Annotated in this window: 2 protein-coding genes (both running past the window's edge); both read left to right on the top strand. The window is 74.0% G+C overall.

Annotated features, from left to right (window positions below; all coding sequences use genetic code 11):
* On the top strand, positions 1-4,503 hold the 3' end of the coding sequence (locus tag CRM89_RS19120) for a non-ribosomal peptide synthase/polyketide synthase (protein ID WP_229434792.1). 13,329 nt of this gene lie to the left of the window's left edge; only the last 4,503 of its 17,832 coding nucleotides appear in the window; its start codon lies beyond the left edge, outside the window; its stop codon occupies positions 4,501-4,503.
* Positions 4,503-16,142: the start of a non-ribosomal peptide synthetase gene (locus CRM89_RS19115; RefSeq protein WP_098085435.1), read on the top strand. It continues 13,677 nt past the right edge of the window; 11,640 of the gene's 25,317 nt are visible here — the first part of the coding sequence; it begins with the start codon at positions 4,503-4,505; its stop codon lies off the right edge, out of view. Before CRM89_RS19120 ends, CRM89_RS19115 begins: the two co-directional genes overlap by 1 nt.

Raw genomic sequence — 16,142 nt, 5'->3', positions numbered from 1 at the left:
ACCGCCCGGGTGGCCGACTCGGCGCCGTGCTGGCAGCCGCCTGCCGTGCAGTACGCCGACTACGCGCTGTGGCAGCGCGCGGTGCTCGGCGACGAAAGCGACCCGGCGTCGCGGGCCGCCGAGCAGATCGGCTACTGGACGCGGGCGCTGGCCGGACTGCCCGATCAGCTCGCGCTGCCGACCGACCGCCCGCGCCCGGCCACGCAGAGCCTGCGCGGCGACACCGTCTCCGTCGCGGTCGACGCCCGGCTGCACGCCGGGCTGGTGGCACTGGGCCGGGCCCACGGCGCGACCCTGTTCATGGTGGTGCACGCCGCCTTCGCCGCCCTGCTGGCCCGGTTGTCGGGCACCGCGGACATCGCCGTGGGCACCCCGGTCGCCGGACGTGGCGCCGCCGAACTCGACGACGTGATCGGCATGTTCGTCAACACCCTGGTGCTGCGCACGGTCGTCGACGCCGGCGCGCCGTTCACCGCACTGCTCGACCGGGCACGGGCCGCCGACCTGGCCGCTTTCGCACACGCCGACGTGCCGTTCGAGCGGCTGGTCGAGGTGCTCGACCCGGCCCGCTCCACGGCCCGGCATCCGCTGTTCCAGGTCGGGTTCTCCTTCCAGAACCACGAGCGCGGCACGCTGGAGCTGCCGGGACTCACCGTCGAGGAGATCGAATTCGACAGCGGGGTGGCGCAATTCGATCTGCACCTGTTCGCCGTCGACCGGTACGGCAGCGGCGGCGCCCCGCAGGGCGTCGAGCTGGTCCTCGGCTACGCCACCGACCTGTTCGAGGCGAGCACCGCACGGCGCTTCGCCGATCAGCTGCACCGGGTGCTGGCCGAGGTGGTCCGGCAGCCGCAGGTCGTGGTCGGCGATCTGGACCTGCTCGGCCCCGCGGGCCGCGAGCTGCTCGGCACCTGGAACGCCACCGCGCATCCGCTGCCCGCAGCCACCCTCGCCGACCTCGGTGCCCGCCAGGCCGCGGCCACCCCGGACGCGGTCGCGATGCTGGACGCGCACCAGGGCCGCACCCTCACCTACCGTGAGTTCGACGCGGCCGCGAATCGCCTGGCCCGGCGGCTGATCCGCGCGGGCGTCGGCCCGGAGCAGACCGTGGTGCTCGCCCTGCGCCGCTCGGTGGCACTGGTGGTCGCGATGCACGCCGTCGTGCGCGCCGGTGGTGCGTACGTGCCCGTCGACCCGGACCATCCGGCCGAGCGGATCGCCCACATCCTCGACACCGCGGCCCCGGTCTGCGTGCTCGCGACGGGGGACCTGCCGTTCGACACCGCCCTGCCGGTGCTCGACATCGACGGCGGCGCGGCGCTGCCGGACGATCCGATCCGTGACGAGGAACGGGTGCGCCCGCTGCGTCCCGAGCATCCGGCCTACGTGATCTTCACCTCCGGCTCGACCGGACGGCCCAAGGGGGTGGCGGTGCCGCACACCGCCGTGGCGAACCAGATCCGCTGGCTGTGTGCGGAATTCGGGCTCGGGTCCGCGGACGCCTGCCTGCTCAAGACGCCCGCGACCTTCGACCTGTCGGTGTGGGAGTTCTGGGGGCCGCTGCTCTCGGGTGGGCGGCTCGTGGTCACCGCGCCCGGCGACGAGCGCGACCCGGACCGGCTGCGCGACCTGCTCGACCGGCACGCGATCACGCTGCTGTGCACGGTGCCCTCGATGCTGGCCATGCTGCTCGGTGCCACCGCCGGCCTGCCCGGCGCCCTGCGGCACGTGCTCGCCATCGGTGAGGCGCTGCCGCCCGCCGTCGCCGCCGACTTCCTCGACCGCGCCGCGGGCACCGGCGCGGCGCTGCACAACCTGTACGGGCCGACCGAGGCGGCGGTCTCGATCACCGCCCACGAGGTGCGGGAGCGGCCGCGGCACACGGTGCCGATCGGCACCCCCGCCTGGAACAGCCGCCTGCACGTGCTCGACCGGCGCATGCGGCCGGTTCCGGTCGGCGTGGCCGGCGAGCTGTACCTGGCGGGCGCGCAGCTGGCCCGGGGATACCAGGCCGCGCCCGCGCTGACCGCGGGCCGCTTCGTCGCCGACCCCTTCGATCGCGGCGCCCGCATGTACCGCACCGGCGACATCGTCCGCCGTCGCGCCGACGGCTCGCTCGAGTACCTCGAACGCGCCGATTTCCAGGTCAAGATCGGCGGCTTCCGCATCGAACTCGGTGACATCGAATCCGCGTTGCTCGCGCTGCCCGGTGTGCGGGCCGCCGTCGCGCTCGCCCGGACCGACGGCGCGGCCGGCGCGCGGTTGGTGGCCTACGCGGCGGTGGACGGCGTGCTGTCGAGCGCGACGAGCGGGTCATCGAACGACGGCGCCCCGGCCGCCGATGCCACGGAGCGCGAGGACGACGCGGTGAGCGCGACGACCCGGATCGGCGCCGAACTGCGGGCCGAGTTGCGGGAGCGGCTGCCCGGGTACATGGTGCCCGCGGCGGTGATGGCGTTGCCCGCGTTGCCGCTCACCGGCAACGGCAAGGTGGACCGGGCGCGGTTGCCCGAGCCGGTCTTCGCCGAGGGTGCGTTCCGGGAACCGCGGGGACCGGTGCAGCGGTTGGTGGCGGCGACCTTCGCCGAGGTGGTGGGGATTCCCCCCGAGCGGGTCGGCGCCGAGTCCGACTTCTTCGACCTCGGCGGGAACTCGCTGCTGGCCACGAAACTCGCGGCCCGGCTCGGCGCCGCGCGGGGTGTGCGGGTGCCGGTCGCCGCGGTCTTCGAGGCGCCGACGGTGGAGGCGCTGGCCCGCCGCCTCGACGCGCTCGACGGCGCGGCCAGGCCGCCGCTGGTGCGCCGCACCGGCACCGCGCCGGTGCCGCTGGCGCCCGCCCAGCAGCGCATGTGGGTGGTCAACCGGCTGGCCCCGGATTCGGCGGCCTACAACATCCCCGCCGCGCTGCGCCTCACCGGCGACCTCGACCACGCCGCCCTCACCGCGGCCGTGCGTGACGTCCTGGACCGGCACGCGACCCTGCGCACCCGCTACCCGGACGGCCCCGAGGGACCGGTCCAGGAAGTCCTGCCGGTCGCGGCGCTCGCGCCGGACCTCACGCCCGTCCCGGTGCGCGCCGACGAATTGCCCGTGCGGCTGGCGGAATTCGTCTCGCGCGGGTTCGACGTCGCGGCCGCGCCGCCCGCGCGCATCGCCCTGTTCGCCTGCGCCGACGAGCACGGCGGAGGGCACGACGGGCCGTCGTCCACCAGCACCGAGCACGTCCTCGTCGTGGTGGTGCACCACATCAGCGCCGACGGCTACTCGGTCCTCCCGCTCACCCGCGACCTGATGCGCGCCTACGCCGAGCGCGCGGCCGGGCACGCACCGGGCTGGGCGCCACTGGCGATCACCTACGCCGACTACAGCGTGTGGCAGCACGACCTGCTCGGCGCACCGGATGCCCCCGACAGCGCGGCGGCGGCCCAGCTGGCGTACTGGCGGGGCGAGCTGGCGAGCGCGCCGGAGTTGCTGGCACTGCCCACCGATCGTCCCCGGCCCCCGCATCGCGACATGCGCGGGGCGAGCGTGGAGGTGACGGTCGACGCCGAACTGACCGGCGCACTCGACCGGGTGGCGCGCACCCACGGCACCACCCTGTTCACCGTGCTGCACAGCGCGCTGGCCGTGCTGCTGGCCAAGCTCTCCGGCGGCACCGACATCTGCGTGGGCGTGCCGGTGGCCGGGCGCGGCGAACGCGAACTCGACGACCTGGTCGGCATGTTCGTCAACACGGTGGTGCTGCGCACCGAGATCGAGGCCAAGGCCGGGTTCGCCGACCTGCTCGCGCAGGCGAGCAGGCGCATGCTCGGCGCGCTCTCGCACGCCGACGTGCCGTTCGAGCAGGTGGTGGACGCGCTCGGCCGCACCAGGTCCAGCGCCTACACCCCGCTGTTCCAGGTGATGTTCACCTTCCAGAACATGCCACCGGGCACCGTCGAACTGCCCGGACTGGCCGTCGAGGTGATCGATCCGGCGCCCGCGGAGGCGAAGTTCGATCTCCAGGTCACCGGTATCGAGCGGTTCGACGCCGACGGCGGTCGCGCCGGGCTGACCCTGCGCCTGGGCTACGCCCTGGACATCCTCGACGCCGACACCGTGCGCGGCTACGCCGACCGGCTGCTGCTGGTGCTGGCCGCCGTCGCCGCCGACCCGTCGATCGCCGTGCGCGCCATCGACATCCGCACCGACGCCGAGCGGAACACCACCCCCGCCACCCTGGCGGACCTCCCGGCACTGATCGCCACCGCGGCGCAGCTCGCGCCGACGGCCGTCGCGTTCGCGCACGGCGAGCATCGGGTCACCTACGCCCAACTCCAGGACAAGCTGGCCGGCGTCGCCACGGCGATGGGCGCCGCCGCCTCACCCGAAGCGCTCATCAACGTCGCTCTCGCCGGGTTGGTCCCCGGCATCCTCACCGCGCTCGGCGGCACCGGTCTCGCCGCCGCGCTGCACACCCTCCTCGCCGAGACCCAGACCGTGGTCTCCGAAAGGAACAGCTGATGTCCCAAGCAGAATCGCTCACCTCCCGTGGACTCGGCAACCGCCCCGCCACCGCACGCCATGCCGCACTACGCCGCGCCTACGGTCTCGCGGATCTGCCGCGACTGATCGAGACCGTCGCCGATCTGGAACCCGACCGGGTGGCCCTGCGCACCGGCGACACCGCGATCGGCTACGCCGCCCTGGCCGCCGAGGTCGGCACCCTCGGCGCCGCGATGGGCGGCGCGCTCAGCCAGGACGCGTTGATCTCGGTGGTGGTCTCCGGCCTGCTGCCCAGCCTGGTGGAGGCGGGCGAGGGCGCGCTCGGCGAGGTCCTCGAGCAGCTGCTCGACGACGCCCTGGTCGCCGCCGACCCGCTGCTGCCGGTCTCCTTCGCCCCGGTGGAGACCCTGGTGACCGAGTTCGCCGAGCAGGTACGGCGCACTCCCGACGCGATCGCGCTCGAGTTCGAGGACATCACCCTCACCTACGCCGAATTCGACGCCCGCGCCGAGGCACTGGCCAGGCACCTGGTGCGATGCGGCGTCGGCCCGGAGACCCTGGTCGGCCTGGCGGCGCGGCGATCGATCGAACTGATGGTCGGCATGTACGCCATCCACAAGGCGGGTGGCGGTTACGTGCCGATCGACCCCGAGCACCCGGCCGAGCGGATCGCCTACGTGCTCGACACCGCTGCCCCGGTCCTGGTGCTCACCACCACCGCCGACGAACCCGCCGGACTGGGCGATGCGCGGGTGCTGCGCATCGACGAGTTCGAGGCGGCCCCGCCCGCGGCCGAGCCCGAGCTCGCGCCGCTGCCCGGCCCGCACCCCGACACCGTCGCCTACGTCATCTTCACCTCCGGGTCCACCGGACGGCCCAAGGGCGTTGCGGTCTCGCACCGCTCGGTGATGGCGAACCTGCGCTGGCGCCAGCGACTGCACCCGATGCGGCCCGACGACGTGGTGATCCAGAAGACCCCGTTCACCTTCGACGTGTCGGTGTGGGAGTTCTTCTGGCCGCTCCAGGTCGGTGCCCGGCTGGCCATCGCGCGGCCCGACGGCCACCGCGATCCCGCCTACCTGGTGCGCTTCCTGGCCGAACGAGGCGTCACCATCGCGCATTTCGTGCCCTCCATGCTGGCGATGTTCGTCGCCGAACTGGCGAGCAGCGGCGTCACGCTCGACGCGCTGCGCATGGTCGTCGCCTCGGGTGAGGCGCTGCCCGCGGCCACGGCGGCCGCTCTGCGCGACGTCAGCGGCGCGACGCTGCAGAACACCTACGGCCCCACCGAGGCCACCGTCGACGTGACCGCGCACGAGGTCACCGCCGCCGACACCGTCACGGTGCCGATCGGCACCGTCGCCGACGACAACGAACTGCTGGTCCTGGACGAGAGCCTGCGCCCGGTGCCCACCGGCGTGGTGGGCGAGCTGTACCTGGCGGGCGTGCAACTCGCCCGCGGGTACGTCGCGCGGCCCGGCCTGACCGCGGAACGGTTCGTGGCCAACCCGCACGGCGCGCCGGGGGAGCGCATGTACCGCACCGGCGACCTGGTGCGCTGGGGCGGGGGCGCCGACGGCGGACCGCTGGAACTGGAGTACCTGGGTCGCATCGACTTCCAGGTCAAGCTGCGCGGGCTGCGCATCGAACTCGGCGAGGTGGAGGCGGCGCTGCTGCGCTCGCAGCAGGTCGCCCAGGCCGCGGTGGTGGTGCGGCAGCACGCGGGCGGCGATCACCTCGTCGGCTATGTGGTGCCCGCGGGCGGCCCCGTCGATCCCGCCGCGGTGCTCGCGGTGGCGCGCGAGCACCTGCCCGAGTACATGGTGCCCGCACTGGTGCAGGTGCTCGACGAGCTGCCGGTGAACGCCAACGGCAAGCTCGATCGCGCCGCGTTGCCCGAGCCCGACTTCGGCGCGGCCGCAGGGGAATACCGGGAACCGGAGACGGCGGCCGAACACGCGGTCGCGGCGGTGTTCGCCGAACTGCTCGGGGTGGACCGGGTCGGCGCCGACGACAACTTCTTCGCCCTCGGCGGCAACTCCCTGCTGGCCACCCGCGCCATCGCCCGGGTGGCGGCCGCCCTCGGCGTCACCATCGACGTGCGCGACTTCTTCGACCGTCCGACGGTCGCGGCCCTGGCCGCCCTGTCGGGCACCGCCGAGGCGCGCCCGCCGCTCACCGCGCAGCCGCGCCCGGAGCACATTCCGCTCTCGCCGGCCCAGCGGCGCATGTGGTTCCTCAACCGGCTCGGCACCGACTCCGGCCGCGACCCGGCCGCGGGCGCGGTGGACAACATCCCCGTCGCGCTGCGCCTGCGCGGCCCGCTCGACGCGGCCGCGCTCGCCGCGGCCATGTCGGACCTGGTGGCCAGGCACGAGATCCTGCGCACCGTCTACCCGCAGACCGAGACCGGCCCGGTGCAGGTGATCCGCCCCGTGCACCCGGTGCCCGCGTTGGCGCCCGGTGCCGTCGCCGAGTCCGAACTCGTCGAAACCGTGCAGGCCATCGCCATCCAGGGATTCGATGTGGCCGAGGAGATCCCGATGCGGGTCCGGCTGCTGCGCTGCGGACCCGAGGACCACACGCTGGTGTTCGTCGTCCATCACATCGCCGCCGACGGCGTCTCGATGGGTGTGCTGGTGCGCGACCTGGTCACCGCCTACGCCGCCCGGCGCGACGGGCACGCACCGGACTGGGCGCCGTTGCCGGTGCAGTACGCCGACTACGCGCTGTGGCAGCAGCGCGTGCTCGGCGATGCGCAGGACCCGGAGTCCGCGCTGGCCCGCCAACTGGACTTCTGGCGCGCCGAACTCGTCGAGCTGCCCGCCCAGTTGGATCTGCCCACCGACCGGCCCCGGCCCGCGGTGTCCACCTACCGGGGCGCCTCGCACGCCTTCGCCCTCGACGCGGGCCTGCGGGCCGACATCGACCGGGTCGCGGCGCGCTACGGCGCGACGCCGTTCATGGTGGTGCACGCCGCGCTGGCGGCGCTGCTGGCGCGGCTGTCCGGCACCGCCGACATCGCCGTGGGCACGCCGGTGGCCGGGCGGGGCGAGGCGCTGCTCGACGACGTGGTGGGCATGTTCGTCAACACCCTGGTGCTGCGCACCGAGGTGCGCCCGGCCGCCACCTTCGCCGAGCTGGTCGCGCACGCCCGCGACCGGGACCTGCGCGCCTTCGCCCACCGTGACATCCCCTTCGAACAACTCGTGGAGGCCCTCAACCCGGCCCGCTCCCGGGGCAGGCATCCGCTGTTCCAGGTGGCGTTGTTCATGCAGAACATCGGCCCGGTCGCGCTCGCGCTGCCGGGCCTGCGCGTCGAACAACTCGACTTCGATCCCGGCTTCGCCAAATTCGACCTGCAACTGACCCTGTCCGAGCCGTTGGACGACGCGGGCGGCTACCGCGCCGAATTCACCTACGCCTCCGACCTGTTCGACGCGGCGACGGTGGCCGAGTTCGCCGCCAAGTTCGACCGGCTGTTGCGCGCGGCACTCGCCGATCCCGATCGCGTGCTCGGCGACATCGACGTGCTCGACGCGGGTGAACGCGACTACGTGGTGGACAGCTGGAACGCCAGCGGTCACAAGGTGGCCGAACGATTCCTGCACGACGGCTTCGACATCCAGGTCCGCCGCACCCCCGACGCGATCGCGGTGCGCGCCGACGACGGCGAAACCCTCACCTACGCCGAACTGTCCGCGCGCGCCAACCGGCTGGCGCGGCTGCTCATCGCGGCCGGCGTCGGCCCCGAATCGCTGGTGGTGCTGGCCATGCCGCGCGGCGTCGAGCTGGTGGTGGCGATGTACGCGGTGCTGCGCGCCGGCGGTGCGTACGTGCCGGTGGATCCGGCGCATCCGGCCGAGCGGGTGGGACACATCCTCGCGACGGCCGCGCCGCGGGTCGTGCTGACCACCGCGGCGGCCGGTGTCGCCCCGGCCGCGCTGCCCGCCGGCGTGCCGGTGCACCGGGTCGACGAACTCGACCTGTCCGGGTACGCGCCGACCCGGATCGCCGACCACGAACGCGCCCCGCTGCACCCGGACAACCCCGCCTACGTGATCTTCACCTCCGGCTCCACCGGCAAGCCCAAGGGCGTGTCGGTGAGCCACCGGGCCATCGTCAACCAGCTGGCCTGGATGCACGCCGAGTACCGCGTGCGGCCGGGAGATGTGTACCTGCAGAAGACCGCCGCCACCTTCGACGTCTCGCTGTGGGGCTACTTCCTGCCGCTGCGCGCGGGCGCCACCCTGCGGCTGGCCGCGCCGGACGGACACCGCGATCCGCGCTACCTGGCCGAGACGATCGCCGCCGACCAGGTCACGCTCACCGACTTCGTGCCCTCGATGCTCGCGGTGTTCGCCGCGCACGCCCGGCGCGGTGAGCTCGACTCGCTGCGTGAGGTCTTCGTCATCGGCGAGGCGCTGCCGCCGGAGACGGTGGCCGCCTTCCACGCCGTCTGCGATGCCGGGCTGCACAACCTGTACGGCCCGACCGAGGCCGCGGTCTCCATCACCTACCGGGAGGTCACCGCGGCCGACGGCCCGCTGGTGCCCATCGGGGAACCGGAGTGGAACTCGCAGGTCTATGTGCTGGACGCGCGGCTGCATCCGGCGCCGATCGGCGTACCCGGTGAGCTGTACCTGGCCGGCGATCAGCTGGCCCGCGGCTACCATGGCCGCGTCGACCTCACCGCCGACCGATTCGTCGCCAACCCGTTCGGCCGCGGCGGCGAACGCATGTACCGCACCGGCGATCTGGTGCGGTGGAGCCCGGACGGCGAGCTGATCTACCTGGGCCGCGTCGATTTCCAGGTGAAGTTCCGCGGTCAGCGCATCGAGCTCGCCGAGATCGAGACCGCGCTGCTGGCCGAACCGGAGGTGGGGCAGGCCGCGGCGGTGCTGTGGTCACGCGAGCAGGGGTCCGGCGAGCCGGGCGAGCACCTGGTCGGCTACGTGGTCGCCGCACCCGGCGCGGAGGTGGACACCGACCGGCTGCGCGCCGCGCTGACCCGCCGCCTGCCCGCCTACATGGTGCCGACCGCCCTGGTGGAGCTGGCCGAGTTCCCGCTCAACACCAGCGGGAAGCTGGATCGGCGGGCGCTGCCCGCACCGGTGTTGCGCGCGGGCGTCTTCCGCGCTCCCGTCGATCGGGTGCAGCGGCTGGTGGCCGAGGTGTTCGCCGAGGTGCTCGGCGCCGAGCGCGCCGGACTCGACGACGACTTCTTCGCCCTCGGCGGCAGTTCGCTCGACGCCACCCAGGTGACGGCGCGGGTGGGGACGGCACTGGACGCCCGGGTGCCGGTGCGGACGCTGTTCGAGGCGCCGACGGTGGCGGCCTTCGCCGACGCGATCCGCCCGCTCGCCGGGTCGGCGGCCGACCGGCCCGTCCTGGCCCGCCGCGCCCGCCCGGACCGGATCCCGTTGTCCCCGGCCCAGCAGCGGCTGTGGTTCCTCAACCGGGTGGAGACCCAGGACGGCGCCGACAGCGTCTACAACCTGCCGGTGGTGCTGCGGCTCACCGGTGAGCTCGACATCCCCGCGCTCGAACACGCGGTGGGCGACGTGCTCGGCAGGCACGAGAGCCTGCGCACCGTCTTCCCGCAGGACGAGCGCGGCCCCTGTCAGGCGGTGCTGCCCGCCGCCGAGGTCGGACCCGCGCTGGACCTGATCCCGGTGACCCCGGACGAGCTCGACGATGCCGTCGCGTCGCTGGTGCGCGCCGGCTTCGACGTCACCACCGAACTGCCCGCCCGGATCGCCCTGCTCGGCATCGAACGCGAAAATCCCACGGAGCAAGCGGAATACGTGCTGGTGTTCGTGGTGCACCACATCGCCGCCGACGCCCTGTCGGCGGCCCCGCTGGTCGCCGACCTGATGCGCGCCTACCGGGCCAGGCACGCCGGTGCCGCCCCGGACTGGGCGGAACTGCCGGTGCAGTACGCCGATTACAGCCTCTGGCAGCACGAACTGCTCGGTTCCCCCGACCGCCCCGGCGACCTCGCCGCCGACCAGCTCGACTTCTGGCGCGCCACCCTCGACGGCGCGCCCGCGCAGCTGCCGCTGCCCACCGACCGCCCCCGCCCCGCGCACCCGACCCTGCGCGGCGCCGCCGTCGACCTCGCCCTCGATGCCGCGGCCACCGAGGGACTGCGCGCACTGGCCGCCCGCAGTGGCGCCACCCTGTTCATGGTGGTGCACGCCGCCTTCGCCGCCACCCTGGCCCGGCTGTCCGGCACCGACGACATCGTGGTCGGCACCCCGGTCGGCGGCCGGGGCGATCGCGCCCTCGACGCGCTGGTCGGCATGTTCGTCAACACGCTGGTGCTGCGCACGCCCATCCGGCTCGACGCCACGCTCGCCGAGGTGGTCGCGCAGGTGCGCGAGGTCGACCTGGCCGCCTTCGCCCACCCCGAACTGCCTTTCGAACAGCTCGTCGACGCCCTGGTGACCGACCGCTCCGGCGGTGCGCACCCGCTGTTCCAGGTGATGCTGAGCTTCGGCGCGGCCGACCAGCCCAGCGCGGCGTTCGCACTGCCCGGTGTGCGGGTCGAGACACTGCCGGTGCCCGACAACGGCGCCAAGTTCGATCTGCACCTGGTGCTCACCGAACAGCCAAGCGGCGGCCTGTCCGGCAGCCTGCGCTACGCCACCGACCTGTTCGACCCCGCCACCGCCGCCACGCTCGCCGCCCGGTTCACCCGCGTGCTCGGCGCCGCGGCCACCGCTCCCGACACCGCCGTCGGCGCGGTCGAGCTGCTCGACGCCGAGGAACGGGCCCTCGTCCTGCACCGCTGGAACGACACCGCGCACGCCCTGGCCCAGGACGGCACCCTCGCCGACCTGTTCGCCCGCCAGGCGGCCCGCACCCCGGACCGGCCCGCTCTCACCGCCGACGGCGTGACGCTCACCTACGCCGAGTTCGCGGCCCGGGTGAACCGGCTCGCCCGCTGGCTCATCGGCCAGGGCGTCGGCCCGGACGCCCTGGTGGCTCTGGGCATGCGCCGGTCGATCGACCTGGTGGTCGGCATGTACGCGGTCACCGTGGCCGGCGGCGGCTACCTGCCGCTGGACCCCGACCACCCGGCCGAGCGGACCCGCCACATCCTCGACACCGCCATCCCGGTCGCCGTGCTCACCGCGGGCACCGACCTGGATCTGCCGGTCGCGCAGATCCGCATCGACCGGCTGGATCTGGAGCGCTACCCCACCACCCCGGTCGGCGACGCCGAGCGCCGCGCACCGCTGCGGGCCGCGCACACCGCCTACGTCCTGTTCACCTCCGGCTCCACCGGGCGACCCAAGGGAGTGGCCGTCGCGCACGCCGCCGTCGTCAACCGGCTGCGCTGGATGCAGGAGGCCTACATCGCGTTGCGGCCCGACGACGTGCTGTTGCAGAAGACACCGGTGACCTTCGACGTCTCGGTGCCGGAGTTCTTCTGGCCGCTCCAGGTCGGCGCCCGCTTGGTGCTGGCCACCCCGGACGGCCACCGAGATCCGCGCTACCTGGCCGAGGTGATCCGCGCCGAGGGCGTCACCGTCGCGCATTTCGTGCCGTCGATGCTCGCGGTGTTCCTGGCCGAGGCGGCGTCGGGCGACACCCGGTTGCGGCACCTGCTGTGCTCGGGCGAAGCGCTGCCCGCCGCCACCGCGCAGCGGGCCCGCGAACTCACCGGCGCCCGCGTGCACAACCTGTACGGTCCCACCGAAGCCGCCGTCGAGGTGACCTGCCACGAGGTCACCGACGCCGACACCGACACCGTGCCGATGGGCAGGCCGGTGTGGAACACCCGGGTCTACGTGCTCGACGCCCGCCTGCGGCCGGTGCCCGTCGGGGTGCCCGGCGAGCTGTACCTGGCCGGGTCGCAGCTGGCGCGCGGCTACCTCGGCCGCGCCGACCTCACCGGCGACCGGTTCGTGGCCGACCCGTTCGGCGAGCCGGGCGATCGCATGTACCGCACCGGCGATCTGGTGCGCTGGAACCGCGACGGGGAACTGGCATACCTGGGCCGCACCGACTTCCAGGTGAAGCTGCGCGGCCTGCGCATCGAACTCGGCGAGATCGAGACCGCCCTGCTTGCGGTGCCCGGCGTCGAGCAGGCCGCGGTGCTGGTGCGCGACGATCACGGCACCGGCCCGCGATTGGTGGCCTATGTGGTGGGCGCCGAACCGGTCCCGGCCGAGGGGCTGCGCGCGGAACTGGCCCGGCGCCTGCCCGGGTACATGGTGCCCGGTGTCTACGTCGCGTTGGATGCCTTGCCGCTCAACGTCTCCGGCAAACTGGACCGCGCCGCCCTGCCCGCCCCCGCACCCGTCGCCACGGATTTCCGCCCGCCCACCGGAGCCGCCGAAACCCTCGTCGCCGGGATCTTCGCCGACCTGCTCGGCCACCCCGCGGTCGGCGCGGGCGACGATTTCTTCGCCCTCGGCGGCAACTCGCTGATCGCCACCCAGCTCGCCGCCCGCCTCACCACCGCCCGCGGTGTGCCGGTGCCGGTGCGCGCGGTGTTCGACGCCCCCACCGTCGCCGAACTCGCCCGCGTCGTCGGTGCACCGGCGGAATCCGCCGCGCCCGACCTGCCGCCGCTGACCGGCGGCGCGCGGCTGGACCCGGTCCCGCTGTCCATCGCCCAGCAGCGCATGTGGTTCCTCAACCGGTTCGACAACCGTGGCGGCGGCTACCAGATCCCGTTCGCGCTGCGCCTGTCCGGTGCGCTGAACGTGCCCGCGCTGGATGCCGCCATCGCCGACGTGATCGCCCGCCACGAGACGCTGCGCACCCTCTACCCCGAACAGGACGGCGCCGCCCACCAGGTGGTGTTGCCCGCGGGCACCCGCCTGGTCGACCTGGTCGCCCGGCCCGTGCGCGCCGCGGAACTACCCGAACTCGTCGCCGCCGCCGCGAGCACGCCCTTCGACGTCACCGCCGAGGTGCCGGTGCGGGTGAAGCTGCTCGAGGTGCGCGACGCGCGCGGTCCCGAACACGTGCTGCTGTTCGTCGTGCACCACATCGCCGCCGACGGCTGGTCCTTCGCCCCGCTGACCCGCGACCTGGCCGCCGCCTACGTGGCGCGCTGCGCGGGCGTCGCCCCCGCCTGGGCGCCGCTGCCGGTGCAGTACGCCGACTACGCCTGCTGGCAGCGCCGCGCCCTCGGCGCCCCCGACGAGCCCGGCTCGGTGCTCGCCGGCCAGCTGCGGTACTGGACCGAGCAGCTGGCCGGACTGCCGGACGTGCTCACCCTGCCCGTCGACCGGCCGCGCCCCGCGGTCGCCACCGGCCGGGGCGGCGCGGTCACCGGACACCTCGACGCCGCCCTGCACTGCGGCATCGTGGAACTCGCCGCCGCGCACCGGGCGACACCGTTCATGGTGCTGCACGCCGCCCTGGCCGCGTTGCTGAGCAGGCTCGCCGTCACCGACGACGTGGTGCTCGGCGCCCCGGTGGCCGGGCGCGGCGACGCCGCGCTCGACGAGCTGGTCGGCATGTTCGTCAACACTCTCGTGCTGCGCACCCGGGTCCGCCCCGACGCCCCGCTCGCCGAGCTGATCGACACCGTGCGCGACACCGACCTGGCCGCCTTCGACCACGCCCTCGTCCCCTTCGAACAGCTCGTCGACGCGCTCAATCCGGTGCGCTCGCAAGCGCATTCGCCGCTGTACCAGGTGGCGTTGACGCTACAGAACCAGGCCGCGCCGCAGGTGCGGCTGCACCGCCTCGAGATCACCGCGCTCGAGGTCGGCCCGGCGCCCATCCAGGTGGATCTGGACTGGACGCTCACCGACCGCTACGACGCCGAGGGCGCACCGGCCGGCATCGACGTGTACCTGCACTACGCGCTCGACCTGTTCGACGAGCCGACCGTGACCGGTTTCCTGGCCGGTTTCGAACGCGTGCTGCGGGCGATGGTGCGCGACGCCAGGACCGTCGTCGGCGATGTCGAACTGATGTCGGTGGCCGAACGCGGCATGCTGCTGGCCGACCGCAACGCCACCGCACACCGGCTGCCCGCCGAAACCCTCGACGACCTGCTCACCACCCGGGTGGCCGCCGATCCAGACGGTCACGCGGTCACCGTCGGCGCCGACACCCGCACCTACACCGAACTCGCCGAGCGGGTGAACCGGTTGGCCCATTACCTCATCGGCGCGGGAGTGGGGCCCGAGCGCGTCGTCGGCCTGGTCGCGCACCGGGGCCTGGACATGCTGGTCGCGATGTACGCGATCGTGCGCGCGGGCGGCGCCTACCTGCCGCTGGACCCCGCGCACCCGGCCGACCGACTGGCCCACATCGTCGAATCCGCGCAGCCGGCCCTGGTGCTCGTACCAGCGGGCGCGGACCTGCCACCGCTCGGGGTCCCCGTCCTGCAAATGGCCGACCTCGACCTCGCCGACGCACCGGCCCGGCCGGTCACCGACGCCGACCGCACCGCCGCCCTGCGCCCGGACAACACCGCCTACGTGCTGTTCACCTCCGGCTCCACCGGGCGGCCCAAGGGCGTCGCGGTGACCCACCGCGCCATCATGAACCAGCTGCGCTGGCTGGAGCACCGCTACCAGGTGACCGGCGCGGACCGCATCCTGCAGCGCGCGCCGTTGACCTTCGACGTCTCGGTCTGGGAGTGCTTCCTGCCGGTCGCCGTCGGCGCGCCGCTGGTGATCGCCGCGCCCGGCGCGCACCTGGACCTGGCCGCCTTCGCCGACCTGCTGCGCGAGCACCGCATCACCATCGCCGAATACGTGCCTTCGGTGCTGGCCGCGCTGATCGCCGAGGGCATGGGCGACGCGCTCGCGTCGTTCCGGCACCTGCACTGCGGCGGCGAGGCGCTGACCCCCGACCTGCTCACCGCCCTGCGCGCAGTGTTCGACGGCGCGGTACACAACGCCTACGGCCCCACCGAGGCCGCGATCTCGGCGGTCTACCACGAGTTCACCGACGCCGACGTGGCGCAGGGCCGCGACGTGGCGATCGGGCGGCCGTGCTGGAACACCAGGGTCTACGTGCTCGACACGCGGTTGCGGCCGGTGCCGATCGGGGTGCCGGGCGAGCTGTACCTGGCCGGTGACCAGCTCGCCCGCGGCTACCACCGCCGGCCGGGACCGACCGCCGAACGGTTCGTCGCCGACCCGTTCGGCGTACCGGGCAGCCTGATGTACCGCACCGGCGACCTGGTGCGCTGGAACCGCGACGGCGATCTGATCTACCTGGGCCGCAACGACTTCCAGGTGAAGCTGCGCGGACAGCGGATCGAGCTCGGGGAGATCGAGGCGGCGCTGGCCGCGGTACCCGGCGTCGCGAACGCCGCGGTGCGGGTGGTCGCCGACTCGGCCGGGCGCGACGCGCTGGTCGGGTATGTCAGCGGTGACGATCTGTCGGCGGCGGCGGTGCTGGACGTCCTGCGTGACCGGCTGCCCGGGTACATGGTGCCCGCGCACCTGGTCGTGCTGGCGGAGATGCCGCTGACCACGGTGGGCAAACTGGACCGCGCGGCGCTGCCGCGGCCGGAGTTCACCGCCGCCACGACCGCGTATCGGGCGCCTCGCGAGGGCGCCGAGACGGTGCTGGCCACCCTGATCGCCGATCTGCTCGGCGGCGGTGTGCGGGTCGGCGCCGACGACGACTTCTTCGCCCTGGGCGGCAACTCGCTGCTGGCCATGCGC

The organism is Nocardia sp. FDAARGOS_372 (assembly GCF_002554515.1).
In the GTDB taxonomy this organism is placed as follows: domain Bacteria; phylum Actinomycetota; class Actinomycetes; order Mycobacteriales; family Mycobacteriaceae; genus Nocardia; species Nocardia farcinica.
Note: the sequence above shows the minus strand (reverse complement) of the source record. Positions and strands in the feature narration are given on the sequence as shown.